The following is a 25,154-nucleotide window of genomic DNA, read 5'->3' as shown; positions in this document are numbered from 1 at the left end:
TGAGGATAACCTCCTGATTTTCAGCCCGGCAGAATAATAGAAGCCGGATGTTACCGCGTCACTGCGGGTGAGGATAAATCCGCCCGACATCTATCGGGCGGATTTACTGCAAGGGATGCACTGCAATCAGATCAGGAAATCATCCAGTGATTTACCGTTTTCAATCGCAGATTTAATCGCTGAAGGCGTACGTCCCTGACCGGTCCACTGCTTAACTTCACCGTTTTCGTCAGTGTACTGATATTTGGCAGGGCGAGGCGCACGCTTTTTCTTCTCAACCGGTGCCGACTGCATACCACTTAACAGTTCGTTAGGATCGATACCTTCCTGCAGCAGTAATTCGCGATATTTAGCCAGTTTTTCCGCTTTCTCACGATTAGCGGCTTCAGAAGCCTGCGCTTCTTCACGACGCTCACTAACAACAACAGAAAGTTTTTCCAGCATTTCTTCCAGGGCAGCAAGATCAAGTTCGCGTGCGTTTGCGCGAAGCGTACGGATATTATTCAAGCTGCTGAGAGTGTCACTCATCAAAGTCACCATAGTCTTGTTCAGATAATAAAATACAGAGCGGGTTCACGCTGATGCTTTTCGTCAGACCTGCTTTTTAAAATGCTTGCCTTCGAAGAATCTCAATACTGAACCAATAGTTCAACTCTGACATATTAATCGTTTTTTAAGAGAGTTGAAACTGTAATTAACGTGCAATAACACCGCAAAGGTAAAAGAACTTAAACCTGGTGGTAAGGTCGCTCAAAATGACAAAAACACCGCCTGTTTTATCCATGAGTTAAATCGGCCTGTGGCGGCATTATTCCTGCTGAGGCCACGCTTTTTTAGCAATCTATCCACTTAGGCTGTGCCGGATATCACCCGGCTGGCAGTTAAAAATCCGCAACATATTATATCAGGTGAAACAGTAAACGCGGCGTTGTTAAGTGTGATAATGACGCACTGGAGTATCGCAGCGGGTAACGGTTGAATTTATCTTACCGATACTTTTCATTCGGTAAAAATAACTTATCTTTATGATTCGTCTATTTTTTTAAGGAGAGCCTTCTGCTAAAAACCGGCGGCACTTTGGTCATACTCTGCCGCAGATGCTGTGCAGTCGCGGGCGGTGACGGCGCAACGGAGGAGCGACAAAAGGGATTATTGCTGCTTAAGGGAAACGCAGGCGGGTCGCGATGCAATTGAAACTGGTTAATCAGGGTAATAATAACCCTTAGTTCGGTTTTCAGGCAGGCTTATATATGCGCGATAAAGCAGCTAAAGGGGGATTATTGACAGTATACGATAACATTATTGCGTTATACGCATTAAACCGGTTTCCCCGGCCCACCGTTGAACCGATAAGCTGCCAGCAATGGGGCTAATTCGCCGGACTTTATCCGACGTTAACCCGACTCAGCAGGCCATAAACAGGCAGAGAGGGATAAAAAACAGGGCGGATAATGCTTTTTGTGATGCAAATGCGGTTTTACCATTATGGTGCAACAGGATGTTGTCATCGGTTATTAAAATCTCATGGCGAAAAGATTAATCGCTGCAGTGCTGGCGTCCTGAAAGATCGGTTTCGCGCTGAGCAGGTATAACGCGCGTGGACGGCATGCGGGTTATTCTGTCAAAAATGCCGCGCTGGCCCGGCAACTGAGCGCAATGGAACAGCAGAGAGGCGGCGGCTGAGTCTGAACTCTGTGCCTGCATCCACTCAGACTGATGTCCTGATACCGTTTCAGTCCCCTTTGATGAGGTAACCCTGATGACTTTTAAAGGAAATAAACAATCACTGCCGGTCCGCTATTGCCAGACCTGCCATAAACCGATGACCTGGCGTAAGAAATGGGAAAACTGCTGGGATGAAGTGAAGTACTGCTCCGAACGCTGCCGGCGTGAGCGGCGTCAGCTGACCGTCGGGCGGGCGGGCAGTGATAATCGCGAGTAAAACGAGGGCGGGCGAGGCACATTATCAGGCGCGGTTTGAGTGACTGACGCAAACCGCGCGATTTTTACTGCTGGACTTTAATCTGCTGCCAGCCTTGTTTGAACATGCAGTCCTTCACCAGAATCGCCCGCTGCGTTTCATTTGCGCCACGGGTGGAATAATCCGTGTCGGTGGTTTTGTACTTGCTGTCTTTAGCGGTGTATTTACCGCTGACCACGTTGTCAGGGGGTAAATCGCGTAATGCCTGAGCCTGACAGGCGATCTCAGCTCTGTTTTCCTGCTGGTCTGAAGCATCAGGTTTGACCCATTTATATTCTACGCAGCCGCTCAGGCTGAGCGTAAAAATCAGCAGTAATAACGGTTTCATCATTGGTTTCTCAGCGAGTTTACTCTGGAATCAGGCCGGCAGACCTTGCAGCGTACCGGCCAGTTGACAGAAAAAAGGAGGGAGCAGGGTAAGCCGATCAGAAGGTAACACCGCCACCAATGAAGGGACCGTCAATCAGCGTATGACCGGGACGTCCATCTTTACCATCCACGCCCGCATAGCGATAACCCGCTTTCAGCGTCAGTGGCATCATCGGTGTCCAGCTGATTCCGCCATCGGCCTCAACGAAATTTTTAACGCTGTTAGCGAAGGATTCGGGAGCCGAATATCCCTCTCCGTAGAGGGCAAAGTTAGCGGGCAGATTCAGCCTTACACCGCCACCGACCGGGAAGGCGACGCCGTTATCGCCTTTCTTACCGCCGATATAGGTGGCTTTGATGCCAGCGGACAGCATTACCGGGCCTAATTCCAGGCTATAACCGGTGCCTGCCTGTCCAATCTGCACGCCGTCATCGGTGTTTTTAACCCACTGACTATCCAGATAAAGTCCGCCTGAAGATCGCCCGATTTCTGCGTCGAGGGCAGTAAAGTTTTTACCCTGCTCTGCGCTCAGGCCGATGGCCATAGCCGATGACGAAGCACACAGCAGCAGGCTGATGCCAATCACAGTTGTTTTCATTTTTAGTAATCCCTGGTGTAACAATGGCTGCTTTGCAGTCTCGTTTTAAGTCAATAAATCGCTATTTTTCAACAATCTCTTTTACATCCTGCTGCTGCAGTTGATGCGTATTACCGTCGGTATCTTGATAGGAGATCAGACCGGTTTCTTTATCTTTGGCGGGTTTGCCGTGGGTGGAAATCATATGTCCGTCGCGGGTCGAGATGACGTAATTGCTTGAGCATCCTGCGACCAGTATCACCGCAGTGAGCAAGCCAAGGGGAAATAACGTTTTTTTAACGGTTGCTGAGAATTTCATTTTTACTTCCTGATACAGTCTGTTAATGACGCCCGGTATTGTCGGGACGCTGCATTTTCACCCTCGTTTATTAAACCGGTCGTTAACGTTAAGGCCTGAGTTTGTTTTAATAAGCCTGTAATGATCCAGATCATTGTTGATCAATGAAGCCCTTTACTTACCGGCAGAGATGCACTTGCGCTACCGTATTAATGCTGGCGCACCCGCCGAGAAACAAGGCGGCTGAATTACAGTAGTGACGGCTGATGCTGTCAGAACATCACTGAATCGCGCCCATTATTTGCTTCGGTCCAGCAGACCCTAATCCGGGGATAAAGAGCAGCGGAATAATCCCGGCTCGGGCAAATTTCACCGCTTAAACCGGCCAGTTTCTGAACAGCGGCACGGTGAAATAGCGCAGCGTGAGCGACCTGGCCAGCCGGTAATCGGTTTGAAAAGGGTATCTGCGCGGGTTCGGTTAAATCTGCTGGAAAGAGAAATATATTACGGCCATTTTTTTCCGGAAAAATTCGACCAGACAAACGTTTTTGCCGGCGGGCTCAGCCTATTACATCGTCACCTTCTCCGCTTTCTGCTGGTTGGTAAGCGAGGCAGTGACGTTAATTAGCCGAACCGGCTGCCGTAATGGTTACATTAAAAACCGGGTTTTAAGATTTCTGCCAGCATCAATCCGCTGTCCGGCTGCCTAAAATAGCGCTCGTTTAACGCTTCGGTTAATCCCCGAAGACGATTGGCGATAAATTTAACCGGCGGTGTAGCCGACGATGTTGGCTGGCAGATGTGACCCGTGAGCTGCGATACAGCGGCAGAAAACCGGCTGCGCTCGTTTGCCTGGCGGGTCAGCATCAGAGAATCGCCCTTTAGCATCCGGGACAGCTTTCTTCTGCTGCTAACGGTTAAGGACAGGTATGAACAGTTCGGATCAGACAGTTATCAGCGCCACTTCATTCACGCAAGCCGCAACGCTACTGGAGCAGGGCAGTCGGGCGCGCATCCGGCTTAGCTGGAATATTTCAGGCGATGAGTTTTTTCGTCTGGTTAATCTGGTTAAACAAGGCAGCGAGATGTCGATTGAAAAAGAAGAGGATGGTTTCTGGCTGACGCAGAAATAAGCCGCCGATTTCGTTTAGATTAAATGGCAAAACCGAAGCAGGCCTGGCGGGGAGGGGCCTGCGCAACAGATGTCGTATCGCGTTTTGCGAACAACCGCCAGTGACAGGCAAGGTGGTTACCGATAATAGTTACATCATCCTGTAATAAGGTTTTTATTGTGGTAGCCCGGCGTTACCGCTGAGCCCCTCCATACAGAGTCCGCTGCGATGTGAAAGTACGGCGATCGACCTGATCGTTGTCGGGTGCAAACCTTAGACATGCGCCCGGAATGACCTCCTGACGAGGCGCGCCGCCGGGCCGCAGGCCCGATATGTTTATATCGCTTCATTGAATGATGTAACTAAGTATCTAGTAGTTAACTACCTGATCGGCAGCCAACCGCAAGCCCCCGGAAATCCCTGATTTCATGTCGCCAGCGCCATAAAATCAGCTCACCGGGGCGTTGGGCTTAGTGATTGTCTGGTGTGGCGGTAAATCCGTCATGTCTGGCAGGGCACGGTTTTAAGCGGCGGCCGGCACGGGTCGCGGGTATCTGACTACCCGCGAGCCTGTCGGATGCTGACGTTACGGACTCAATCTGCTGTTAGTTGAAACAGAGTTGACGTTTCCTGACATTAATCCGCTTCGCCTGATCTTAGATCAAATTCCGGAATGCTTATCATTTATATAATCACTGCCTCTTACCACCAACCAGATGGTTATATGTCGATGAACATGCACAGTACCTATCGAATCCTCGGCTATCAGCCCGCGGTGAATCCGGCCTGGCGTCAGAAATTACTCACCATGGGCATGCTCCCGGGGGCGGTGATTGAGATTATCCGTGTCGCACCAATGGGCGACCCGGTGCAAATCCGTACCCGCAGGGTGAGTCTGGCGGTGCGTCAGCGTGACCTCGATGCCATCGTTCTTGAGGAAATGGTCTCATGAAAAACATAACCATTGGGCTGATCGGTAATCCTAATACCGGTAAAACAACCTTATTCAATCAGCTCACTGGTGCCCGCCAGCGGGTCGGTAACTGGGCCGGTGTAACGGTCGAGCGTAAAGAAGGACAATTTTTTACTGCTCAGTCTGATGTACGACTTATCGATCTGCCCGGCACCCGGTCTCTCACCACGCTCTCGGCTGAAAGCTCAATCGACGAAAGTATCGCCTGCCAGTATCTGTACAACGATCACGCCGATTTGGTGATTAACGTGGTGGATGCGTCGAACCTTGAAAGCAATCTGTTCCTGACGTTTCAGCTACTCGAACTCGGTGTCCCCTGCATTGTGGCCCTCAATATGCAGGATATCGCCGCCAGCCAGAATATCGTTATTGATGTTGATGCCTTGTCAGCGCGGCTGGGCTGCCCGGTGGTCTCGCTGACTTCGACCCGCGGCGAAGGTATCGCACAGCTCAAGGCGCTGATTGATCATCCGCACCGCTACACTGCACCAGAGCGGGTGCGCTATCCGGAAAATGTTGAAGCCGCGATTACTCAACTTTGCACGCTGATGCCTGCTTCGATATCGCCGCAAAAACGTTACTGGCTGGCATTACAGTTACTGGAAGGCGATATCAACAGTCAGCAGCTCTGCCCGACGCTGGTGCCGCAGTTGCCGGCGATCGTTCAGCAGGCCGGTGGTGATACCGGGGTGCTGATTGCCGATTACCGTTACCGTGCGATCCACGCACTGTGCGCCGCCGTCAGTAACATTCATCACGCCGCGCCCGGCAGCCTGACCAGCCGGATTGATAACATCGTGCTGAACCGCTGGCTGGGTATTCCGATCTTTCTGGCGGTGATGTACGTGATGTTTGTATTGTCGATTAATATCGGTGCCGCGTTACAGCCGCTGTTTGACAGCAGCTCGGTGGCGATATTTATCCACGGTGCGCAGTGGCTGGGCTACGTCTGTCATTTTCCGGCCTGGCTGACCGTTTTTCTGGCGCAGGGGATAGGAGCGGGCATCAACACCGTGCTGCCGATCATCCCACAGATTGGGCTGATGTTCCTTTTTCTCTCGTTTCTGGAAGATTCCGGTTACATGGCACGCGCCGCCTTTGTTATGGATCGCCTGATGCAATCACTGGGGCTGCCCGGTAAATCCTTTGTGCCGCTGATTGTTGGATTTGGCTGCAATGTGCCTTCGGTTATGGGAGCCCGTACTCTGGATACGCCGCGTGAACGGCTGCTCACGGTACTGATTGCGCCCTTTATGTCCTGCGGAGCGCGACTGGCCATCTTTGCAGTATTCGCTGCCACTTTCTTCAGCGCCCATGGCTCCAGCCTGGTCTTTTCACTCTATCTGCTGGGTATTGTGGTGGCGATCGTTACCGGCTTAGTGCTGAAGCACACTTTGCTGGGTGGCGAAGCCTCACCCTTTATCATGGAACTGCCGGTTTATCACCGACCGCATCTGAAGAGTCTGCTGATCCAGACCTGGCAGCGACTGAAGATGTTTGTGGTACGGGCCGGCCGGGTGATTATCCTGGTCAGTATGTTAATCGGCGTGCTGACCAGCTTCTCGTTTAACGGACAGCCGGTCGACGATATTAACCACTCTGCGCTGGCCACCACCAGTAAGCAGATCACCCCCGTTCTGCTGCCTATCGGCGTAATGCCGGATAACTGGCAGGCTACGGTAGGATTAGTGAGCGGCATCATGGCCAAAGAAGTGGTGGTCGGTACGCTTAACAGCCTTTATACCAGTGAAGCCGTGCAGAGTGGCGCATTTGACCCACAGCAATTCAATCTGATTGGCGAGCTGAAGGATTCGCTGACCGAGACCTGGGCTGGTCTGACAGCCGCATTCAGTATCGATGCGCTGGCCCATCCTATCGATGCCAGCAAAGGTGATGGCGAAATGGCGGCGGGCCAGATGAGCGTGATGTCGGCCAAATTTGGCGACGGCATTGCGGCCTACAGCTACCTGATTTTTGTCCTGCTGTATGTTCCCTGTGTATCGGTGATGGGTGCCATTGCCCGTGAAGCGGGCCGTAACTGGATGCTGTTCTCATTCTTCTGGGGACTCAACATCGCCTATACCACCGCCACTCTGTTTTATCAGAGCGTCACGTTTGCCGAGCATCCTGCGTTCAGCGCCACCTGCCTGATCAGCGTGCTCGCAGTGAATGCGCTGATCCTGCTGGCCATGCGCAAATCGGGCAACCGGATAAAACAACATCCGCTTACGCTGCCCGTTGTCACCAGCGGCTCGGGCTGCGGTGGCTGCAAAAGCAGTTGTGGTAAACAGGATAGCTTCGCGCAGTAATCCTGACCTCTCCCGCCGGCGGTGCCGCAAAGGCCGCTGGCGGAGATGGAATCAGCCCTCAGCCGGCTTATTAAGTATGTGCACACGGCAGACCTGAAGTATTTCCTCTGCCAGCGGATCGTCATCCGGACAGGCCCGCGATAACACCATGGCACCGACCATCTGGGCAATGGTGGTGATTAATTCCGCCCGGTCGCTGGCGGCCTGCCCGCTTTCGGTGGTTAACGCGGCCAGTTGATTCTCCAGCCCGGCGGCAAAGGCCTGTTTAACCTCGTCCGGCTGGCGGGCGGTATCCGCGCCCAGCGCCGCCATCATACAACCTGTGGCCATTGAATCACGGTGGCGACGTGACAGGTAATCCGCAATAAACGCCTCCTTGTCTGCCCCTTTCAGCTGCGCGGCTGCCTGAGAAAATCCACCGGCCACCGCCTCCGTCATCAGATCGGCTTTTGACTGAAAGTGTTTGTAAAACCCACCGTGGGTGAATCCCGCCGCTGACATCAGTTCTGCCACGCCAATGCCGTCAAACCCTCGGGCACGAAACAGTTCAGACGCTGTTTTCACGATATGCGCCCGATTTGCCTGTACCTGCTGCTTAGACACTTTCATTGCTGACTACCTCCTGCTCATCGTGACGCCATCATACATTTATGATGATCGTAATCAAAGCGATTGACATTATAGATTATGAACATCATCATTAGTCCAGTTTCTGACCGCTGAATCTCATCATTGCCATTATTTAATCCAAGGATCCCGATATGAATGTTAAACCTGTGGCGCTGGTTACCGGGGCATCATCCGGTATCGGCAATGTCACCGCTGACAAACTGATCGCTGCAGGTTTCCGGGTATATGGGACCAGCCGGCGCGGCAGGCCAGCAGGCGACCACGCTTTTCCATTGCTGATGCTGGATGTGACCAACGATGATTCGGTTACTGCGGCGATAGAAGAACTCCTGCAACGGGAAGGACGCATCGACCTGCTGGTGAACAACGCCGGATATGGCATTGCGCCGGCAGCCGCTGAAGAGAGTTCAATCGGCCAGGCAAAACATCTGTTCGATACCAATTTCTTCGGGATGGTGCGGATGACCTGTGCCGTGATCCCTCAGATGCGCCGCCAGGGCGGGGGACGCATCATCAATATTGGCTCGATTATCGGCCTCATCCCGCTGCCTTATGTCGCGCTGTACGCCGCCAGTAAACATGCGGTTGAAGGCTATTCCGAAGCGCTGGATCACGAATTGCGCACTCAGGGAATACGAGTCTCTGTCATCGAGCCGGCGTATACCCGCACCGATTTTGAGAGCAACAGCCAGCAGGCGGACCTTCCGCTTGAGGAATATGCGGCGATACGCAACAAATTAACCGCCGTTGTCAGTCAGGCGATGGCGAAAGCAGAGCAGCCAGAGAGTGTGGCTGATGTGACTGTAAAAGTGGCGCAAAGCACTCAGCCAAAGCGGCGCTACACGGTCGGCAAATTAGCCGGCAGGCTGGCGTTTCTGCGCCGATTTGCACCCGCCGGCCTGCTTGATAAAGCGGTACGCAATAGCCTTCAGCTCGACGACCGACGGGCCACTGAACCGAAAGGGCAGAGAGCCAATGGAGAATAAAACCCACCGCGCGTTTACCTTTAAACGTTACGGCAAGCAACCTCAGAGCGGTTTTCAGTCGATAACCTTACCGGCGCCGGCGGCAGATCAGTTGCTGGTTGAAGTCTATGCCGCAGGCCTCAATCCCATCGATAATATGATACCTGCCGGTATATTTAAGCTGGTGCTGCCGTTAACCTTACCCGCGGTTATCGGAAGCGATCTGGCCGGGATTGTGGTTGCCACCGGCAGCCAGGTCACGCGCTTTAAGCCTGGCGATGCGATCATTGCCAGCACCTTTGACAGTGATTACGGCTCGCTGAGCGAATTTACCCTGGTGAATGAAACTGCGGCCGCGCTGAAGCCGGTCAATCTCGATTTTATTCAGGCCGCTTCGCTGCCGATGGTGAGCCTGACGGCCTGGCAGGCGTTGATCGAACGCGGCGGACTGCAGCCAGGCCAGAAAGTCTTCATCCCCGCCGGTGCAGGCGGCATCGGTTCGTTGGCTATTCAGCTGGCTAAACTGTCAGGTGCTACGGTTGCCACCACGACCAGCAGCGGCAATGTTGAATGGGTATCTCGCCTCGGCGCAGATCGGGTGCTGGACTACACCAGACAGCCGTTTGAGGCGGAACTGCGGGATTATGATCTGGTGCTGGCTACGTTGAGAGGAGACGAGATTGAAAAGTATCCGGATATTCTCAGGCCCGGCGGCAGGATAATCTCTCTGGTTGGTCCGTTAGACGTCGGGTTTGCCCGGGCACGCCGACTCAACGTCATCATTACCGCGATCGTCGGATTACTAAGCCGCCGGATAAAACGATTGGCGAAAAAACGCGGCGTGGCATATTCATTCCTTTTCGTCCGGCCTGATGGCCAGCAACTTCGTCAGATCGTCCAGTCTGTTGAGGCGGGAGATATCAGACCGGTTATCGATAGCGTATTCCCGTTTGATGAGGCGGCCGCGGCGCTGCTCCATTTGCAGCAGGGACATGCAAAAGGAAAAGTAGTGGTGGCCGTAAAGCCCGACCTGCTAAGCCGCGCCTGACAGAGGATGCGCGGGCGTTATTTCTGCTCATCGGCGGGAAACAGCGCCAGTTAGCCGTTATCGGGCTATGTCGCTGATCTGACAAGAACATCAGGATAGTGAGTACCGGCTTACACACAGGCTGTCCACTTTTTCTGTGGATAACTTCTGGCAGCAAAGCGAAAGACTGCGATCCGTTACCTGCGGTCAGTCTGTGTGCTGTTCCATGAAATCCACCATAGCGCCTTTATGGGCATCGACATGGCGAATATAACGCATCAGGGTTTCCGGTTTTTTCCAGGTACCCTCCTGCATAATCTGGGCGATAGAGTAGCCTTTGGCGGCCATATCCTGCGCTGCGCCGACGCGGGCGCTGTGCCCACTCCAGCCGGTGTAGCGGTTTTTATTGGCGTTAACAGGACCGTTATTTCCAGCGGCAGACCAGGCGCGGGAGAAAATCTGTTCCAGTGCCCGGGTACTCATCGGCGCCCCGGCAGTGATCACCCGACCAGAGCGGTGCACTGCACTAAACAGGTAAGCATCAGGCTGGCTGGCAAGACCCGCCGCATCAATCCATGCTTCAAGCCGTTGCGTTGAACGGGAACTCAACGCTTTAACCAGTCCGCCGGTCTGAACAACGGTTTTGGTCCAGCCGACGTCGAGGATCACTCTTCCATCCGTGGCGTGAGAGACATCCCGCACCCGCAGTCGTGCCAGCTCACTGATACGCAGCAGAGTCGCGTACGCCACGTGTAAAAATGCTAAATCACGCAGCTCCTGCAAGCGGAGTGAACGGCTCCACCGCTCATCCAGCGCCAGCAGATCGGTCAGTCTGAACGGTACGGCTTGTCCGGCTCGTTCTCCTTTCATCACCGCTACCCGATTTATCTTCTTCATGGCACGAAAAACCAGCGGCGAGTGATTAGGGGCCGGCAGTCCGGCGTTACGGTGTAACATTGAGATCAGCGCGGCATGTGACGACACGGTTGAGGATGCCCGCCCGCTCTCTGCCAGAAACGACAGATAATCTCGCAGATCGTCGGCTGCCATGGGCAGAAAACTGCGCTGATTATCCTCTGCCCACTGGCTACAGATCCGCATTACGCTCAGCAGCTGCCGCCAGGTATTGGGTGAAAAAGCCTCTTTGTCCTGAACAAATTGTTTTAGCTGATCCGTGATGTCAGCATGCGGCGGGTTACTCAGATTGGCCAGCGGGATTAACTTCGTCATTTCTGCTCGTTTATTGACCTTTTTTGCCGGTGATCGCGCTACGTCAATTCTGTGATACTGGCAGGGGGATAACCGGACAGAATTCACGTAGCGTTGCCATTTTTTACCCTGAGACTGGCGGGTATCCAGCCTGAGCGCACAGCATTTCATTAATCTGAGTTCGTATAAGTACAATTATACGAACTCAGTTGCGTAATGAACAGCGATCATTGATCCGTACTGCGACAACCGCAGGAGAGGGTTGCCGAAGCCAGCGGGTAGCCAGCTTCAGGCCATTTTGCGCTACGTCTTACCTGAGTCTATTCTGGCATTGGCATTGGCATTGGCATTGGCATTGGCATTGGCATTAGCATTAGCATTGCACTCGTCTCACACCTGCATACCAGGGGGTTGTGCGGCCAAAGTTCTGACATGTTATTTTTTATACTTAACAAACTCGCTAATTAAAAACCCAGAGGCTTTGCTGTACCAGTCAGATTAAAAATAGATTAACAGTGCTGCAAATTTTAATATTCAATTTTTTATTAAAGTAACGTGCATTTTTCAGGACCGCATTAATCTGATTGATAAGGTGATTCTGCCAGGCAGATTCATCATCGATATTAAACCCGTTAAAATTTATATGATGTACGTTACCCTAAGCAGCCAAGATGATATTTCAATCGATCATCCTGCTATTTTTTAGATTAAACGTTCTGATAAAAAGGGAAGGCACCCAGTAACAGGCAGGTTAAAAAGAACACGATACTGGTAATAAATGACCAGCGTAACGTGAATCGCTGCGTCTGGGCGTAATCCAGTTTCAGCATGCCCACCAGCAGATAGGTCGATGCGACCAGCGGACTTAATATATGAACCGGCTGGCCCACCAGCGCAGCACGCGCCATCTCTACTGGCGCAATACCATAATGGCTGGCTGCCTGAACCAGAACGGGCAACATACCAAAGTAAAAAACATCATTTGAAACCAGCCAGGTTACCGGAATACTGATCAAGGCGGTAATCACGGCTAAATAAGGACCTAACGCCGCAGGAATAACGTTCACAATCGCCTGCGCGAGTGCATTTGCCATCCCTGTTTCTGAAAAAATCCCGGTAAATACCGCCGCCGCAAAAATTAAGCTGGCGACAGAAAGAATCGCCGGAGCATGCCGGCCAAGCTGCTCCTGCTGCTGGTCGAGACGAGGAAAATTAACCAGAAACATTATTGCCGTCGCCAGCATAAACAGATAGGCCATTGGCACCAGGTCCAGCACCAGCAGCGTAATGAGTGCAATGGTTAATACCCAGTTTGTCCAGAAGCGCCAGCTTGCACAGGCTTTAGCTTCGAAGACCAGCGGGGGCTTCTCTGCCGAATCGCCGTTCCAGCCAATTCGTTTGCGTTCATGCCGTCCCAGTATAAACGCCATGACAAAAGTCCAGATCACACAAGCCAGTAAGGGCAGCATTAAGGGAACAAACAGCGTGCTGATCTCTGCATGTACGGCTGTTGCAGCACGTGCCGTCGGGCCACCCCAGGGAAACATATTCCCCAGGCCGGTGCACTGTAATAGCAAACACGCTGATTTTAATTTCGACAACCCGATGCGCTCATAGATCGGCAGAAACGCGGAAAGCACAATCATATAAACGGTTGCACCATCGCCGTCCAGTGCGACGATAAAACCCAGCAGCACCGTGCCGAAAAATATTTTCACCGGATCACCATCTACGGCTGAAACAATTTTCTTAATGATCGGATCGAACATACCGGCATCTGTTACGCTCATAAAATAGAGCATGGCGAAAATCAGCATGACGCCGGTTGGCGCAACGGTGCGCAATCCTTTAATTACCATATCGCCCGTCTCTAAACCATTCCCTGCTAATAATGCAAACAGGGTTGGCACCACAATCAATGCCGTCAGGGCAGAGAGCTTTTTGGTCATTAACAGACCAATAAACACGGCTATCATGAGCAGACTGATAATAAGTAACATATTTTATCCTGTTGCAGGGAGATCGCCCGTCCGTCAGCGACAAACAGAAAACGTAGCGGATTTTAATTCAATGCGATGTGCACTAACGTTATTATTAATGATTCAGCCATTATCAGAAAAAAAGGATGCTGTTAACAATCAATAAAAAGATTATTCCTGTGCGCTGACTCATGTTTTTAACAAATTTCAAATCACGCAAAGTGATGATGATTAAAGGCGATACTTACGTCTGAGAACGATTAATTACTTTCTGGCTAAAGCCTGATAATTCGGCCCGAATTAACGGGCCTGTCAATTATTGATGATCGCGCGGTGAAGGCGCGACCGGCAAACTCAGCCGATAGAGCTTAACCGGGTACTCCACCACAGAAGGCTTACCGCCGGTTGTCGCCGGAGTCCGGTTAATCTGCGCCGATGGCATCCAGAGTTGCCCCTCAGAGATCCACATCGCATCAATCCAGACCAGTCGGGGATCCTGAATCACCGTGCTCACATCACCCTGCGGGGTAATACGTTTCACCGAACGCGTGTTGATATCCGATGCATAGAGATTGCCGTCAGCATCAATAGCGGTACCACCGGTGCTCCAGGTTTCAACAAACTTCTGTGTGTGACGGGCAACCTCTTCAGCCGTTAGCGTTGCATCATTAAGATAACGGGTCTCTATTCGCGCCATCGGCCCCGGAATAGCCTGGTAATAGAGCCATTTGCCATCAGGAGAGACTTCGAGCTGATCCAGTCCTACCCGCTTTTCACGCCCGTCGCGTAAGAAAAGCTTTTTCCCATCAGCATAGATTGGTTGATGATCGATGGAGAGCGGGTGATTATCCAGCACGCGCCAGCTTTGGCCATTTTTCAGGTTCAGCACCACCAGCCCGACTGCGCCTGGGTCAGTGATATAGGCAAAATCACCATTAAAACGGACATCATCCAGATAGCTGGCGGGCTTCAGCGTGGGAGCCCTGAAGAGATAGCTCGCCACAACTTTGCGCGTCTGAATATTGATGCGTACCAGTTTGGCGCCGCCTTCTACCGCTTTGTCGCCGGTACCGATCCCTTTATTGCCAGCATCCATGACCCACAGATCGCCATCAGGGCCAAATCGCAGCGCATTAACATGTAAAAAATGATGGGACGGGTCCTTGCTATCCCACTGATTCCACGCCTTGTCTGGCCAGGCTTCGAGTTGCCCGTTCTTCACTTCAGCCAGCTGCAAACCGGTGCCTTCAGACTGTGTCAGCGAAGCAAAAATGCGCCCATCCGCGCTGACCGTAACGCCATTCCAGACGCGCGGTGAAGTTTCAACCTGCTGCAAACGACTGTCCTGCTGCGTCGGCAACTGAACCGGCAGCTGATCCTCGGCAGCGACACAGGTTGTTGTCATCATTGCCGACAGCAGTGTCAGCAGGCTGAGCGAGCGGGTATGTTTTTTATTGATCACAGCGGGCACCCCTTAGCACGTAAAATCGCGTTAAAACGTTCCGGATCGGCGGTGCCCTGCCGGTTATTTTCGCGAATGCGCGCTTCGCGCTGCTCATGTTCACGTACCCGGGGCAGTAACGACGCGAGCTGCTGCTGTGGAATCGCAATCACACCATCCGCATCGGCAACGATTAAATCGCCTGGTGCCACCACCATCCCCGCGCACTGTATGGTGACGTTGATCTCGCCAGGGCCTTCCTTCGAGGGCCCGCGCAGCGTATTTCCCCGGGCCCAGAGAGCGACGCCGCCTTCTGCCCATTCGTTGATGTCCCGAATCGCGCCATCAATGACAAAACCCGCGATACCTTTCTCCAGCGCGGAGGTACGCATCAGCCCACCGATCAGCGCCTGGGTAAGATCGCCCGATCCATCAATGACCAGAACATCGCCCGGCTGGGCCATCTCTATCGCTTTGTGGATCATCAGGTTATCGCCGGGACGGACCTTGACCGTCAGCGCCGGGCCGCAGAGTACATGCTGCGGGTCGTTATGATAAGCCTGTAATCCGGATGCGCCGCAGCTGCGGCCCATGCAGTCTCCGATATTCGGCACCGGTAAACGGCAGAAGGCGTCGATGGTGTCAGCATCGGGCAGGGATCCACGTTGCCCAATAAAATAGCCAGCAGGCCAGCGGTTATCGGTTGTCATGAGCGTTCCTTAAGTACAGTTCGGTTAACACAGGTCACTGGATTTACCGCATGACCTGCCAGAAAATCGAGACACTGACGCGCCGCAAAACGCGCCACCGCATCCAGCGCTTCAGGCGTCGAGCCGCCAATGTGCGGCGTCAGCAGCAGATTGTTCAGCGTGCGAAAAGGGTGATCGGCGGGGAGAGGCTCCGAGGCGACGGTATCCAGTCCGGCTGCGAAAAGCTGACCGTTACGCAGCGCCGCATCCAGCGCGGCTTCATCGATTAACTCACCGCGCGCGGTGTTGATGATCACCGCGCCGGGCGGTAACAGCGCCAGCGTGCGGCTGTTCAGCATCTGACGTGTTGCCGCATTGACCGGGCAGTGCAGGCTGATTACGTGGCTTTGGGTCAGCAGGCTGTCCAGTGAACTGACCTGTTCGCCAGGCAGATTTGTCTGCTGATCGCCAACCACCGGATCGTAAAAGCAGACGCGCATCCCGATTGCGTGTGCAATACGGGCAACCCGCTGGCCAATTTCACCAAAGCCCACCAGACCCAGCGTCTTGCCGCTGAGTTCAATACCGCCGCCGTTGCGGGTCCAGCGACCCGCCTCGATTTCCTGTTGATACCAGCTTATGCGGCGTGCCGCGTTCAGCATCAAGCCGATGGTCAGTTCAGCCACCGACTGCGCATTGGTGCCGGGCGTGGTAAATACCGGAATGTGCTGTTCGGTAGCCGCCTCGACGTCAATATTGGTGACGCCAACGCCGTGTTTACAAATCACCTTCAGGCTCGGGCAGGCGGTGATGGCGCGACGGGAAAGGGCAACCGTGCGGGAAATAACCGCATCAAAAGGGATGCGCGCCATCACTCTCTCAACCTCGGCCTCATCCTGGCTGTCATGCAGGTAATGTACTTCGCATCCTGCCTCGGCCAGTGCGTGTTGTCCTCCGGCCCCTAACGTCGGGGCGGTCATCAGGATTCTCCAGCTCATGTGTTACTCCAGTGTTAATTTTCATTTAGCCTGGCAGGTTGAATTGATAAATAATATTCTCTGTTCTTTATGATTTGATTCCTGCGAGGAATGAATGGAGCTTAAAGACCTGCGTTACCTGGTGGTGGTACGTGAAACCGCTCACCTTGGCAAAGCGGCGCAAGCCCTTGGTATTACTCAGCCGGCGCTGACAAAGTGCATTCAGCGCATGGAAAAATCATGCTCAACGCGGCTGATTCTGAAGGTGGGACGCGGGATACAATTGACGGAAGCAGGGTTACTACTTTGTGAACGCGCTCAAAAAGTTCTGCACCTGATGCAGGTGACGCAGCAGGATTTAAATGCCCTCGGCGCGGGAACCGCCGGGGTGATCCGCCTCGGTGTTGCAGCTACTGCAGCCGAATTTATGCTGCCGCATTTAACCCGTGAATTACTGCAGCATGCGCCTACCGTGGTGCTTGAAGTGCAGGTAGGGCTGAACGATCTGCTGCAGTCACGGCTGCGGGAAAACAAACTGGATTTGATCCTGGGATTTTTACCGGATAAGAGCGATGAATTTATTACCCGCCCGTTGATGGAAGATCCAGTGGTGGTGGCTGCCAGCTGCTTTCATCCACTGGCGGGTTTGCATCCCACGCCTGAACAACTGAACCGTTTTCAGTGGTTATTACCCTCGCCGCAGGTTGCGACCCGGCAGTGGCTTGAACAACGCCTGCTGAGCGGCGGCTATGCCGCGCCAAAAGTGCAGATGGAGAGTAATACTTTATCGCCGCTTCGCCAGGTATTGGCGCAGACTCAGCTGTTGAGTTTTCTTTCGCGCCGCCTGTTGCAGGAGGAGATGACTCCACCGTCGCTGGTAGAAATCACACTGCCGCTGGTGATCATGCCGCGGACTTTTGGCTGGCAATACCGATCGCTGAGCGAACTGACACCAGCCGCACGATTGCTGGTTGAGCTGGCTGAAAAACGCTGGCAGTGGTGAAACCTTTTTGAGCGCGATGGCGATGCGGTGAAATGACTCACCGCACAAAAAGTCAAAAAAAATTTATTGATTGAGGCCTATTTTAAAAATAACAACGCTTACCTCAAGCTAATAAAAAATGAAAAATTATAAAATGTTTATCTGGGCTTTATCGCGCCTGCTCGCTGTCGCACTTTTTTTCACATCCGGCATCGATAAAATAATTCATTACGATGAGAACTTAATTTTGATGCGTCAAAACGGCGTGTCAGATTATTTTCTACCGTGGGTTATTTTGCTGGAAGTTGCAGGCAGTCTCGCCATAACGTTCGGATTTTTAACCCGTTTTGTTTGCATTTTCATGGTGATTTTTTCTCTGCTTTCCGCATTTCTTTTTTATCCCGGTTATTCGCACGCCCATCTGATGGTGTGGCTGAAAAATATATCCTGCTGCGCCGGATTCCTGATGCTAATAATTCACGGTGCCGGCCCCTGGAGCATCGATAAATGGCTGAATCAGCGGATTCAAAATAAAAAATACGCCGTTTAATCCGCATTATTTCTTACCCTACCTACACCTGGAGGAAAAATGAACAGGCGTACATTCCTGCGCATGATGATTTCATCAAGCGTCATTATCAGCGTGCCCGCTATCATGCCTGCTGCGCTGGCCGGGTCCGGCAGTGAAGAGACATTACTTTTTGTCAGCCAGACCTTAACGGGTCGACAGGGACTGGATCCGGCCATCTGTCAGCGTCTCTATCTGTTGCTATCCCGCCAGACGCACGATTTTGACCAGCAACTTACGCGGCTGGCTGAACGCTTACGTCGCCATATCCACCTGTCGCCGGAAGAGCGTCTCGCGCAGCTCTCTGAAGAGGAGGTTACAACCGCGCTGTCCATTATCACGCCGTGGTATCTGGGCTATACCGGTAATCCTGCCACTACCCGCGCCACTGACGACGCGCAGTTTGTCACGTTCCTCTCGGCATTGATGTATGAGCCAACGGCCAGTATTACGCCACGCCCCTCCTATTCCCAGCGCGGACATGATTACTGGCAGGCGGTGCCAGAGGGTGTAACTGCGCCCCCGATGCCGGAAAACATCACCGCCTGGGGCACCGACTCACCGCGTGCAGCCCGCGTTATCACCGAGCCGCAGCCCGAATGGCTGGCGATGGTGGAAGGGCGAGCCAGAACCCATGCCGATGCGGTGCGTCTGCTGAGCCATGCAGAGGACGTAAATCATGACGCAGTATGATGCCGACGTGGTGATTATTGGCTCTGGCGCACTGGGCGCCAACGCAGCCTGTCAACTGGCCAGAGCCGGCAAGTCGGTGATTATGCTGGAGGCGGGACCCTACATTCCGCGCTGGAAAGTGGTAGAAAATTACCGCAACAGCGCCAGCAAGCGTAACTGGTGCGCGCCTTATCCGAACCTGCCCTGGGCACCCAATAGTTATACCGATGGCTACATTGAGGCGCACGGCGATGCGGATTTTCAGTATGTCACCAGCTTTCTGAAAGTGGCTGGCGGCAGTACCCGCCACTGGGCATCCGCCTGCTGGCGGCTGTTGCCGAATGATTTCAAACTAAAAAGCGTTTACGGCGTTGGCCGCGACTGGCCGATAGATTATGACGATCTCGAACCCTGGTATCTTCTCGCCGAGCGTGAAATTGGCGTAGTGGGCAGCGCTGATGAGGATCAAAGCGGTCAGGGCCGGGCGGCATGGCCACCGCGTTCCGCGCCTTATCCTTTGCCACCGGAAGCCAAACCCTACATGGTGCAACGGATGCAGGCCAGACTTGGGCCGCTCGGTTACCAGGTGATACATGAACCGCATGCCCGGATTTCGCAGCCTTACGATGGTCGTCCAGCCTGTGCCGGCAACAACAACTGCGAACCGGTTTGTCCCATCGGTGCCATGTATTCCGGTGATATGCATGTCGATAAAGCGGTGGCGCTGGGCGTTGATCTGCGCACTGAATCGGTCGCCTGGCAGCTGGAGAAGGGCGCTGGCAATCAGATCGTCGCGGTGCACTACCGCAAACCTGACGGCCGTAATGTGCGACTCCGCGCGAAAAAATTCATCGTGGCTGCCCATGGGCTGGAAACTGCAAAATTGCTGTTGATGTCGGAGGTGGCGAACAGTTCCGATCAGGTTGGCCGCAATCTGATGGATCACACCGGTTTAAGCATGACGTTTCTGGCGGATGAACCCCTCTGGACAGGCCGTGGTTCCGTTCAGCACGGCAGTATTGCCACCCGACGCGATGAGCCGAGCCGTGCCCAACACTCTGCCATTCGCTATTCGTTGCGCAATCTGGTGCCGAATATTGACGTGACACCGTCACTGCTAAAGCAAGGGCTGATGGGACGTGAACTTGATGCGGCGATTCGCGATCGCGCTTCGCGCATCATGAACATCAGCACCATGAGTGAAACTCTGCCCAGCCCCACCAATCGCGTGATTCCGCACCCGAGCCGGCGTGATGCTATCGGACTACCCATGCTGCAGGTGAACTATCAGCTGGACGGTTATGTCCGCGGCATGCGTGCACAGGCTTACCGGGATTTCGCTAATTTTCTGATGGCCTTTAATGGCGAAATAGTTGAGGCACCCACAGGATGGCGTAATCAGTATCACATCATGGGCACCACGATTATGGGCGACAACCCACGCGACTCGGTGGTCGATGCGCACTGTCGCAGCTGGGATCATTCGAATCTGTTTCTCGCCACCACCGGGGTCATGCCAACCTCAGCCACGGTGAATCCGACGCTGACCGGCATCGCGCTGGCGCTCCGTCTGGCTGACACCCTGATTCGGGAGTTGTAATGATGCGAATGACGCTGGTCTTTCTGTTGCTGCTTCCGGTGCTGGTGCGGGCAACCCCTGATGAGGCGACGCTTAAGCGCGGTGAATATCTGGCGATTGCAGGTGATTGCTCGGCCTGCCACCGCAATCCCGATAACGGCAACCCCTTTTCTGGCGGTTACCGGATCTCATCTCCTCTGGGCGATATCATCGCCACCAATATTTCTCCCTCACGGCTGAATGGCATTGGCCGTTATTCACTGAGCGACTTTCGGCGCGTAATGCGGGAAGGCCGACGACCGGATGGCGGTTATCTCTATCCGGCAATGCCTTACACCGCCTTCGCATCGATGACCGATGCGGACATTGACGCACTCTACAACTACTTGATTTACGGCGTACCGGCGGAAGATCACCGCGTGCCTGAGACGCAGCTTCCATTTCCGTTCTCTGTCAGATCGATGATGTCCGTCTGGAATGCCCTGTTTCTGTCTCAGGAAGCCCTGCCCGCCGGAAGTCCTGATCAAATCAGCACAACGCGCGGTGAATATCTGGTGAAAACGCTGGGGCACTGCGGCAGTTGCCATTCACCACGCAACCTGATGATGGCAGAGAAAAGCGGGAGCTTTTTGCGTGGAGGCGAAGTCGGCAGCTGGAATGCCCCCGATCTGACTCAGGCCCATTTGTATGACTGGTCAGAACAGGCGCTGACTACCTATCTCAAAACCGGCTCGCTGCCGGGCAAAGCCATTGCGGCGGGTGAAATGGGCACTGCCGTAGAGAATTCCTTCTCACGTCTTACTGATAATGACCGTCACTCTATTGCCCGCTATCTGTTAACGCTGGGAGAAGCGCCGGCAAAACCTCAGGCTCTTTCCGCGCCGGACAAGTTTAACGTGGTGTCGGTTGAATCCGGGCCGGCGGCAACGCTTGAGGATGCGATATCCGGCAATCATCTGAGTGGGGCGCAGCTCTACAATGCCGCCTGCGCCAGCTGTCATGGGGCAGAGGGCGAAGGCACTCACGATAATCCGCAATCCTTTCCGCGATTAACCGGCAGCTCTGCAGTGATTGCGGCCGATCCCGCCAATCTGATTATGACCGTTGCTGAAGGGGTCAATCGTACCACCGAGGCCGGGCACGCTTTTATGCCTGCCTTCGCCCATCAGATGAGCCGTGGCGAGCTGACACGCCTGCTGGATTACGTTTCAACCCGATTTGGTAAGCCCGATCAATCTGTCACCGAAGCGCAGGTAGAAAAGGTATTGCTACAGCCTAAAAACAACCCCTGGCTGCAGCGCGCGCCGTGGATCGTTTTGTGTCTGCTGGTGCTGCTGCTTATCTGCCTGCTGCTGAAGCAGTATCGCGCCAAAAAAATGAACCGGTAAAAGGAGAAACAATGAAGAAAACACTTTGTACCTCGCTCTGCATGCTCGCCACGCTCTGGACAGCGACGGCTGATGCCACCCTGACCCAGACGATCCTCAGCGCTGAAGATGCACAGCACATGATTGCCCGGGCTGAAAAGCAGGCGCAAACCCTGAATGCGCAGGTTTGCATCGCGGTGCTGGATCAATCGGGCCAACTGCTGGCGTTTAAGCGAATGGATAATGCGCCAATCGGCTGTATCGACTCTTCGATCCAGAAAGGACGTGCCGCCGCGCTTTATCGCACCTCAACCGATCGCTACATGGCGCGTGCCAATGGCGCTGAACCTGCCATCGCCACGCTGCCGGGAATGGTGCCGCTGGGCGGCGGGTCGGTGGTCACCCTGAATAGTCAGGTCACCGGTGCGGTTGGCGTCAGCGGCTCAGCCAACCCAAATGAAATTGCCATTGCCAAAGCGGCCAGTGAGGCGCTGAATTGAGGTAGCCGAAGCCGGTCAGCTCACCTGGTGCAGTAACGCCACATCCGGGTGAGCGACATCCATTCCGTCACGCTGGCGGTAATTGTGTCGCAGCTCTGGAATAGCGGGATCATCCAGACGCGATCGCGTGCGGCTGGTATCCAGACGCGATGTAGCTTCAGGGTTGGGTTCAGCATCATCCCAGCCGATACGGCGATTTTCAGTGACGATGGTTATCAATTGTCAGGCTTACACGGTTTGCCCGACAGAACAGCTCTGAATAGTGCACCGGTTTGTCGTGCTGGTCGTAAGCGATCTTACTGATGCGAAACAGCGGTTCGCCCAGTTCGCACTGCAGTCTGAGCGCTTCGGCTTTGGTGGCGGTGAAAATATCGATGGTTTTTTTGTCGCTGACCACGCGGCTGTCATATTTTTCATGGAAAAGTTTATAGGTTGACGCACCGACGCGATAAACCTGATCAAAGCCGGGATACCGCGAGAGGGGGATCCACGAACAGTCGATAAACAGCGGCTCGTTATCAAGATACATCACCCGCAGCAGGCGAAACATTTCGCCATTGCCAGCAATATTAAGCCTTTCGCAGAAGGGATCACTGCTGACACGTTCCTGTTCAATCACCTCTTCACGCGTCGGTTTTCCCTGCGAGACGCCGAAATCAGTGAAACCGCTCACCGTAAGCAGCGCGTTCTCAACTTTTTTGCTCTGCACAAAGGTGCCTTTCCCCTGCCAGCGGATCAATACGCCATCGTTAACCAGCTCGGTTATCGCCTTACGAATGGTAATGCGGCTGACGTTATACAAGCTGCATAAGTCGCTTTCGGTCGGGATTTGCTGGCCCGGCAGGTAAGTGCCCTGCGCAATATCATCCAGCAGGCGCTGACGTACCGTGGCATAGAGCAATTGATGTGAATATCGCGCCGTCGCTGGCATGAGTCGACCCTGACAGTTGGAAACAGTGGAGGTGATTATAGGAGGCTTTAGGGCGGAGTCATAGGGGTTGGCGCGCCCAGCGTCACGCCAACGCAGGGATTACCAGGCGCCATGATAGCGCAGTGTGCGGGCGGCACAGCACGATCCCTGCTGCATGGCCTTTACGATCGGCAGGCCGGCAGCAACCGCGCAGAGAAAGCCAGCAATGTAAGAATCACCGGCCCCCATCGTATCCACCACGCTCACCGGTTCAGGCGGCATACGCCAGAACTGCTTACCATCCCAGGCGAGACTGCCATTTTCGCCCAGCGTGGCAATCGCGACGCCCGCGCCGCACTCTACTACGGTTTGCAGTCGGTCACGTAGCCAGGCCGATTCGACATGCGCCGACGCAAACAGGTAGTCAAGATGCGGCGGTAAACTCTGCCACAGCGGGTTTTCCCATTTATCGGCAAAGTCGAAGGAGACGATCCTGCCCGCCGCTTTTAACGCCGGCAGCGCCGATTCCGCATGCCCCCAGACAGCCGAATGGATCATATCAAAGCCGTTAAGCCATGCCAGATCTTCATTAGTCAGCGTAAAATCCGCCATAACGCCTTCGGTGTAATCGCCCAAAATGCGGTCGTTGTCGCGCAGCTCAACCTGGGTCTGCGCGGTCACGCCAGCTTTAGTGTGAAGATGCGAAATATCGACACCCTGTTGCAGCAGGTCGCGCTTCAGCAGCGCGCCATACGCATCGTCACCGACCCAGCTCACGCAGGCAGACTGCATGGCGTAACGTCTGCTGTAGACCGCGACATTCACCGCGTTACCGCCGGAAAAGGCTTTGTTGAGTTGAGGATAGATATCCACGCAGTTATCGCCTACCGTCGCCAACCGCATAATCCCGTCAGGCTGCGCTGTTGCACCTTCAGCTGCATTATCCTTTTTCATTTCGCTTCTCCTGGTCGCTACGCCCGGCCCTCATCAGGCCGGGCAAAAGGATTAATACTCAACCAATCCGCCGTAATAACGGCGATCGTCCGGGTTATGATCTTTATAAATAGAGAGGTAGTAGCAGAGCCACTCCATCGGGACGAACATCAGGAAAGGTGCCAGCCACGGATGCAGTCCCTGAGAAATCTCCACATAATCAATCACGATCACCTTATCGGTGCGCTCGCGCACGAAGCGAATTGCCCGCTCGGTGGTATGACGACTCTCATCGCTGCCCAGCAAAAACAGGAAAGGTACGCCAGGCTCGACGACTTCAAGCGGCCCGTGACGAAACTCGCCGCTCTCAATCACCGAGCCGTGCGTCCAGGTAAACTCCATTAAGGTGACAATGCCCTCTTTATAGCCGAGTGGACGCAGCGGACCGGCCGATACGGTATAGATCATCGGCCACTGACTCGCCTGTTCGCCAAGCTGACGGCCTTTATCTTCCCATGTGCGCACCAGATGCCCCAGCGCCTGCGGCAACTTACGCAGGTCATTTTTGATTTTGCCGATCTCGGTATGCGGTGAGAGACGGGTAATCATTTCGATCACCACGCTGTAGCAGAGCAGCAGGTGTATCTCCCAGATACAATCCGCTTCATAGGCCAGAACATGGTCAGCCGCCTGGGTAATCGGGCTGTCGTGATGTTTAGTGAAGGCAGCCGTGAACGCACCGCAGGCCGCACCCAACTCCAGCGCCTTAATCACCTCCTCGGTTTTACCGTAATCCGAGACGCCAATAACCGCGCAGCGCGCATCGAGACGATGCGGTGTGTTATCGCAAAATTCCCAGCCGGACAGCGCATAAACCTGCAGGCTGGAGAAGCGATCGGCGAGGTGCTTTGCCGTCTGGGCGGCATTGAGCGGTGACCCGCAGGCAACGAAGTAGATGCGATCGATTCCGCGCTGTACCATCTCATCAACCATGGCGTCAACGCGCGGCACATCCCGTTCCAGAATCTTTTCAACTTCCGGTACCATATTTTCAGTTACCAGAAAATCCACACTGCGTTTATCAATATTCAACATGAAACAACTCT

General features: G+C 53.8%; 27 protein-coding genes. 12 read left to right on the top strand and 15 right to left on the bottom strand.

Annotated features, from left to right (window positions below; all coding sequences use genetic code 11):
* Nucleotides 1-126 precede the first annotated feature (126 nt).
* Nucleotides 127-528 (bottom strand): H-NS family histone-like protein, encoded by a 402-nt coding sequence (locus AABB92_RS21030; protein WP_031378094.1) that lies wholly within the window; start codon nt 526-528, stop codon nt 127-129.
* Between the two features lie 1,228 nt (nt 529-1,756).
* On the opposite strand from AABB92_RS21030, the gene AABB92_RS21025 reads away from it, so the two are divergent.
* The gene (locus AABB92_RS21025) at nt 1,757-1,942 is read left to right on the top strand and encodes a DUF2256 domain-containing protein (RefSeq protein WP_202966900.1); all 186 of its coding nucleotides are present in this window, start codon (nt 1,757-1,759) and stop codon (nt 1,940-1,942) included.
* Between the two features lie 64 nt (nt 1,943-2,006).
* Here the strand turns inward: AABB92_RS21025 and AABB92_RS21020 are convergent, their stop codons facing one another.
* The 4 genes from AABB92_RS21020 to AABB92_RS21005 form a co-directional block, all read right to left on the bottom strand.
* The gene (locus tag AABB92_RS21020) at nt 2,007-2,309 is read right to left on the bottom strand and encodes a hypothetical protein (RefSeq protein ID WP_082097629.1); all 303 of its coding nucleotides are present in this window, start codon (nt 2,307-2,309) and stop codon (nt 2,007-2,009) included.
* A 97-nt stretch (nt 2,310-2,406) separates the two neighbouring features.
* A complete protein-coding gene (locus tag AABB92_RS21015) occupies nt 2,407-2,949 on the bottom strand; it encodes a YfaZ family outer membrane protein (RefSeq protein ID WP_046289419.1) in 543 nt (180 codons plus the stop codon).
* A 61-nt stretch (nt 2,950-3,010) separates the two neighbouring features.
* Complete coding sequence (locus AABB92_RS21010; RefSeq protein ID WP_031378096.1) at nt 3,011-3,247, bottom strand: YgdI/YgdR family lipoprotein; 237 nt, start codon at nt 3,245-3,247, stop codon at nt 3,011-3,013.
* Between the two features lie 633 nt (nt 3,248-3,880).
* The gene (locus AABB92_RS21005; RefSeq protein ID WP_152659116.1) at nt 3,881-4,093 is read right to left on the bottom strand and encodes a hypothetical protein; all 213 of its coding nucleotides are present in this window, start codon (nt 4,091-4,093) and stop codon (nt 3,881-3,883) included.
* 62 nt (nt 4,094-4,155) lie between these two features.
* Between AABB92_RS21005 and AABB92_RS21000 the strand changes: the two genes are divergently transcribed.
* The 3 genes from AABB92_RS21000 (at nt 4,156) to feoB (ending at nt 7,620) form a co-directional block, all read left to right on the top strand.
* On the top strand, nt 4,156-4,359 hold the full coding sequence (locus AABB92_RS21000) for a hypothetical protein (protein WP_031378098.1): 204 nt from the start codon (nt 4,156-4,158) through the stop codon (nt 4,357-4,359).
* Nucleotides 4,360-5,062: 703 nt separating this feature from the next.
* Nucleotides 5,063-5,290: a ferrous iron transporter A gene (feoA, locus tag AABB92_RS20995; protein WP_046289418.1), complete on the top strand. Its 228-nt coding sequence runs from the start codon at nt 5,063-5,065 to the stop codon at nt 5,288-5,290.
* Entirely contained in the window at nt 5,287-7,620 is a 2,334-nt protein-coding gene (gene feoB / locus AABB92_RS20990) for a Fe(2+) transporter permease subunit FeoB (protein ID WP_046289417.1), read from the top strand. The genes feoA and feoB overlap by 4 nt, the downstream gene beginning before the upstream one ends.
* Before the next feature lie 51 nt (nt 7,621-7,671).
* Here feoB and AABB92_RS20985 read toward each other — a convergent pair whose 3' ends face one another.
* Nucleotides 7,672-8,229 carry a TetR/AcrR family transcriptional regulator gene (locus tag AABB92_RS20985; RefSeq protein ID WP_031378099.1) on the bottom strand — a complete coding sequence of 186 codons (558 nt, stop codon included), beginning with the start codon at nt 8,227-8,229 and terminating at the stop codon, nt 7,672-7,674.
* Between the two features lie 152 nt (nt 8,230-8,381).
* Between AABB92_RS20985 and AABB92_RS20980 the strand changes: the two genes are divergently transcribed.
* Nucleotides 8,382-9,236, top strand: a complete 855-nt coding sequence (locus tag AABB92_RS20980) for an oxidoreductase (RefSeq protein WP_046289416.1) — start codon at nt 8,382-8,384, stop codon at nt 9,234-9,236.
* Nucleotides 9,226-10,263 carry an NADP-dependent oxidoreductase gene (locus AABB92_RS20975; RefSeq protein WP_031378101.1) on the top strand — a complete coding sequence of 346 codons (1,038 nt, stop codon included), beginning with the start codon at nt 9,226-9,228 and terminating at the stop codon, nt 10,261-10,263. The genes AABB92_RS20980 and AABB92_RS20975 overlap by 11 nt, the downstream gene beginning before the upstream one ends.
* 186 nt (nt 10,264-10,449) lie before the next feature.
* Here AABB92_RS20975 and AABB92_RS20970 read toward each other — a convergent pair whose 3' ends face one another.
* The 5 genes from AABB92_RS20970 to AABB92_RS20950 form a co-directional block, all read right to left on the bottom strand.
* Nucleotides 10,450-11,472 carry a tyrosine-type recombinase/integrase gene (locus AABB92_RS20970; protein ID WP_046289415.1) on the bottom strand — a complete coding sequence of 341 codons (1,023 nt, stop codon included), beginning with the start codon at nt 11,470-11,472 and terminating at the stop codon, nt 10,450-10,452.
* A 686-nt stretch (nt 11,473-12,158) separates the two neighbouring features.
* Nucleotides 12,159-13,451, bottom strand: coding sequence for a CitMHS family transporter (locus AABB92_RS20965; RefSeq protein ID WP_031378103.1), 1,293 nt, complete (start codon nt 13,449-13,451; stop codon nt 12,159-12,161).
* 295 nt (nt 13,452-13,746) lie between these two features.
* Nucleotides 13,747-14,892 (bottom strand): L-dopachrome tautomerase-related protein, encoded by a 1,146-nt coding sequence (locus AABB92_RS20960; protein ID WP_238585860.1) that lies wholly within the window; start codon nt 14,890-14,892, stop codon nt 13,747-13,749.
* Nucleotides 14,889-15,581, bottom strand: a complete 693-nt coding sequence (locus tag AABB92_RS20955; protein WP_031378104.1) for an RraA family protein — start codon at nt 15,579-15,581, stop codon at nt 14,889-14,891. Before AABB92_RS20955 ends, AABB92_RS20960 begins: the two co-directional genes overlap by 4 nt.
* Nucleotides 15,578-16,558, bottom strand: coding sequence for a hydroxyacid dehydrogenase (locus AABB92_RS20950; RefSeq protein ID WP_031378105.1), 981 nt, complete (start codon nt 16,556-16,558; stop codon nt 15,578-15,580). The genes AABB92_RS20955 and AABB92_RS20950 overlap by 4 nt, the downstream gene beginning before the upstream one ends.
* A 94-nt stretch (nt 16,559-16,652) precedes the next feature.
* Between AABB92_RS20950 and AABB92_RS20945 the strand changes: the two genes are divergently transcribed.
* The 6 genes from AABB92_RS20945 (at nt 16,653) to AABB92_RS20920 (ending at nt 22,205) form a co-directional block, all read left to right on the top strand.
* Nucleotides 16,653-17,540, top strand: a complete 888-nt coding sequence (locus AABB92_RS20945) for a LysR family transcriptional regulator (RefSeq protein ID WP_046289414.1) — start codon at nt 16,653-16,655, stop codon at nt 17,538-17,540.
* A gap of 118 nt (nt 17,541-17,658) precedes the next feature.
* Nucleotides 17,659-18,069 carry a DoxX family protein gene (locus AABB92_RS20940; RefSeq protein WP_031378106.1) on the top strand — a complete coding sequence of 137 codons (411 nt, stop codon included), beginning with the start codon at nt 17,659-17,661 and terminating at the stop codon, nt 18,067-18,069.
* A gap of 39 nt (nt 18,070-18,108) precedes the next feature.
* Nucleotides 18,109-18,780 carry a sugar dehydrogenase complex small subunit gene (locus tag AABB92_RS20935; RefSeq protein WP_031378107.1) on the top strand — a complete coding sequence of 224 codons (672 nt, stop codon included), beginning with the start codon at nt 18,109-18,111 and terminating at the stop codon, nt 18,778-18,780.
* Nucleotides 18,767-20,359, top strand: a complete 1,593-nt coding sequence (locus tag AABB92_RS20930; protein WP_046289413.1) for a GMC family oxidoreductase — start codon at nt 18,767-18,769, stop codon at nt 20,357-20,359. Before AABB92_RS20935 ends, AABB92_RS20930 begins: the two co-directional genes overlap by 14 nt.
* Nucleotides 20,359-21,726, top strand: coding sequence for a c-type cytochrome (locus AABB92_RS20925; RefSeq protein ID WP_052720639.1), 1,368 nt, complete (start codon nt 20,359-20,361; stop codon nt 21,724-21,726). The genes AABB92_RS20930 and AABB92_RS20925 overlap by 1 nt, the downstream gene beginning before the upstream one ends.
* Before the next feature lie 11 nt (nt 21,727-21,737).
* Entirely contained in the window at nt 21,738-22,205 is a 468-nt protein-coding gene (locus AABB92_RS20920; RefSeq protein ID WP_031378109.1) for a GlcG/HbpS family heme-binding protein, read from the top strand.
* 15 nt (nt 22,206-22,220) lie between these two features.
* Here the strand turns inward: AABB92_RS20920 and AABB92_RS20915 are convergent, their stop codons facing one another.
* The 4 genes from AABB92_RS20915 to frlB form a co-directional block, all read right to left on the bottom strand.
* A complete protein-coding gene (locus AABB92_RS20915; protein WP_031378110.1) occupies nt 22,221-22,424 on the bottom strand; it encodes a hypothetical protein in 204 nt (67 codons plus the stop codon).
* A complete protein-coding gene (locus AABB92_RS20910) occupies nt 22,405-23,136 on the bottom strand; it encodes a GntR family transcriptional regulator (RefSeq protein ID WP_031378111.1) in 732 nt (243 codons plus the stop codon). The genes AABB92_RS20915 and AABB92_RS20910 overlap by 20 nt, the downstream gene beginning before the upstream one ends.
* Nucleotides 23,137-23,235: 99 nt before the next feature.
* A complete protein-coding gene (gene frlD / locus AABB92_RS20905) occupies nt 23,236-24,021 on the bottom strand; it encodes a fructoselysine 6-kinase (RefSeq protein ID WP_152659118.1) in 786 nt (261 codons plus the stop codon).
* A 99-nt stretch (nt 24,022-24,120) separates the two neighbouring features.
* A complete protein-coding gene (gene frlB, locus AABB92_RS20900) occupies nt 24,121-25,143 on the bottom strand; it encodes a fructoselysine 6-phosphate deglycase (protein ID WP_031378112.1) in 1,023 nt (340 codons plus the stop codon).
* Nucleotides 25,144-25,154 lie beyond the last annotated feature (11 nt).

Source organism: Pantoea brenneri (assembly GCF_038594305.1).
Taxonomy (GTDB): Bacteria; Pseudomonadota; Gammaproteobacteria; order Enterobacterales; family Enterobacteriaceae; genus Pantoea; species Pantoea brenneri.
Note: the sequence above shows the minus strand (reverse complement) of the source record. Positions and strands in the feature narration are given on the sequence as shown.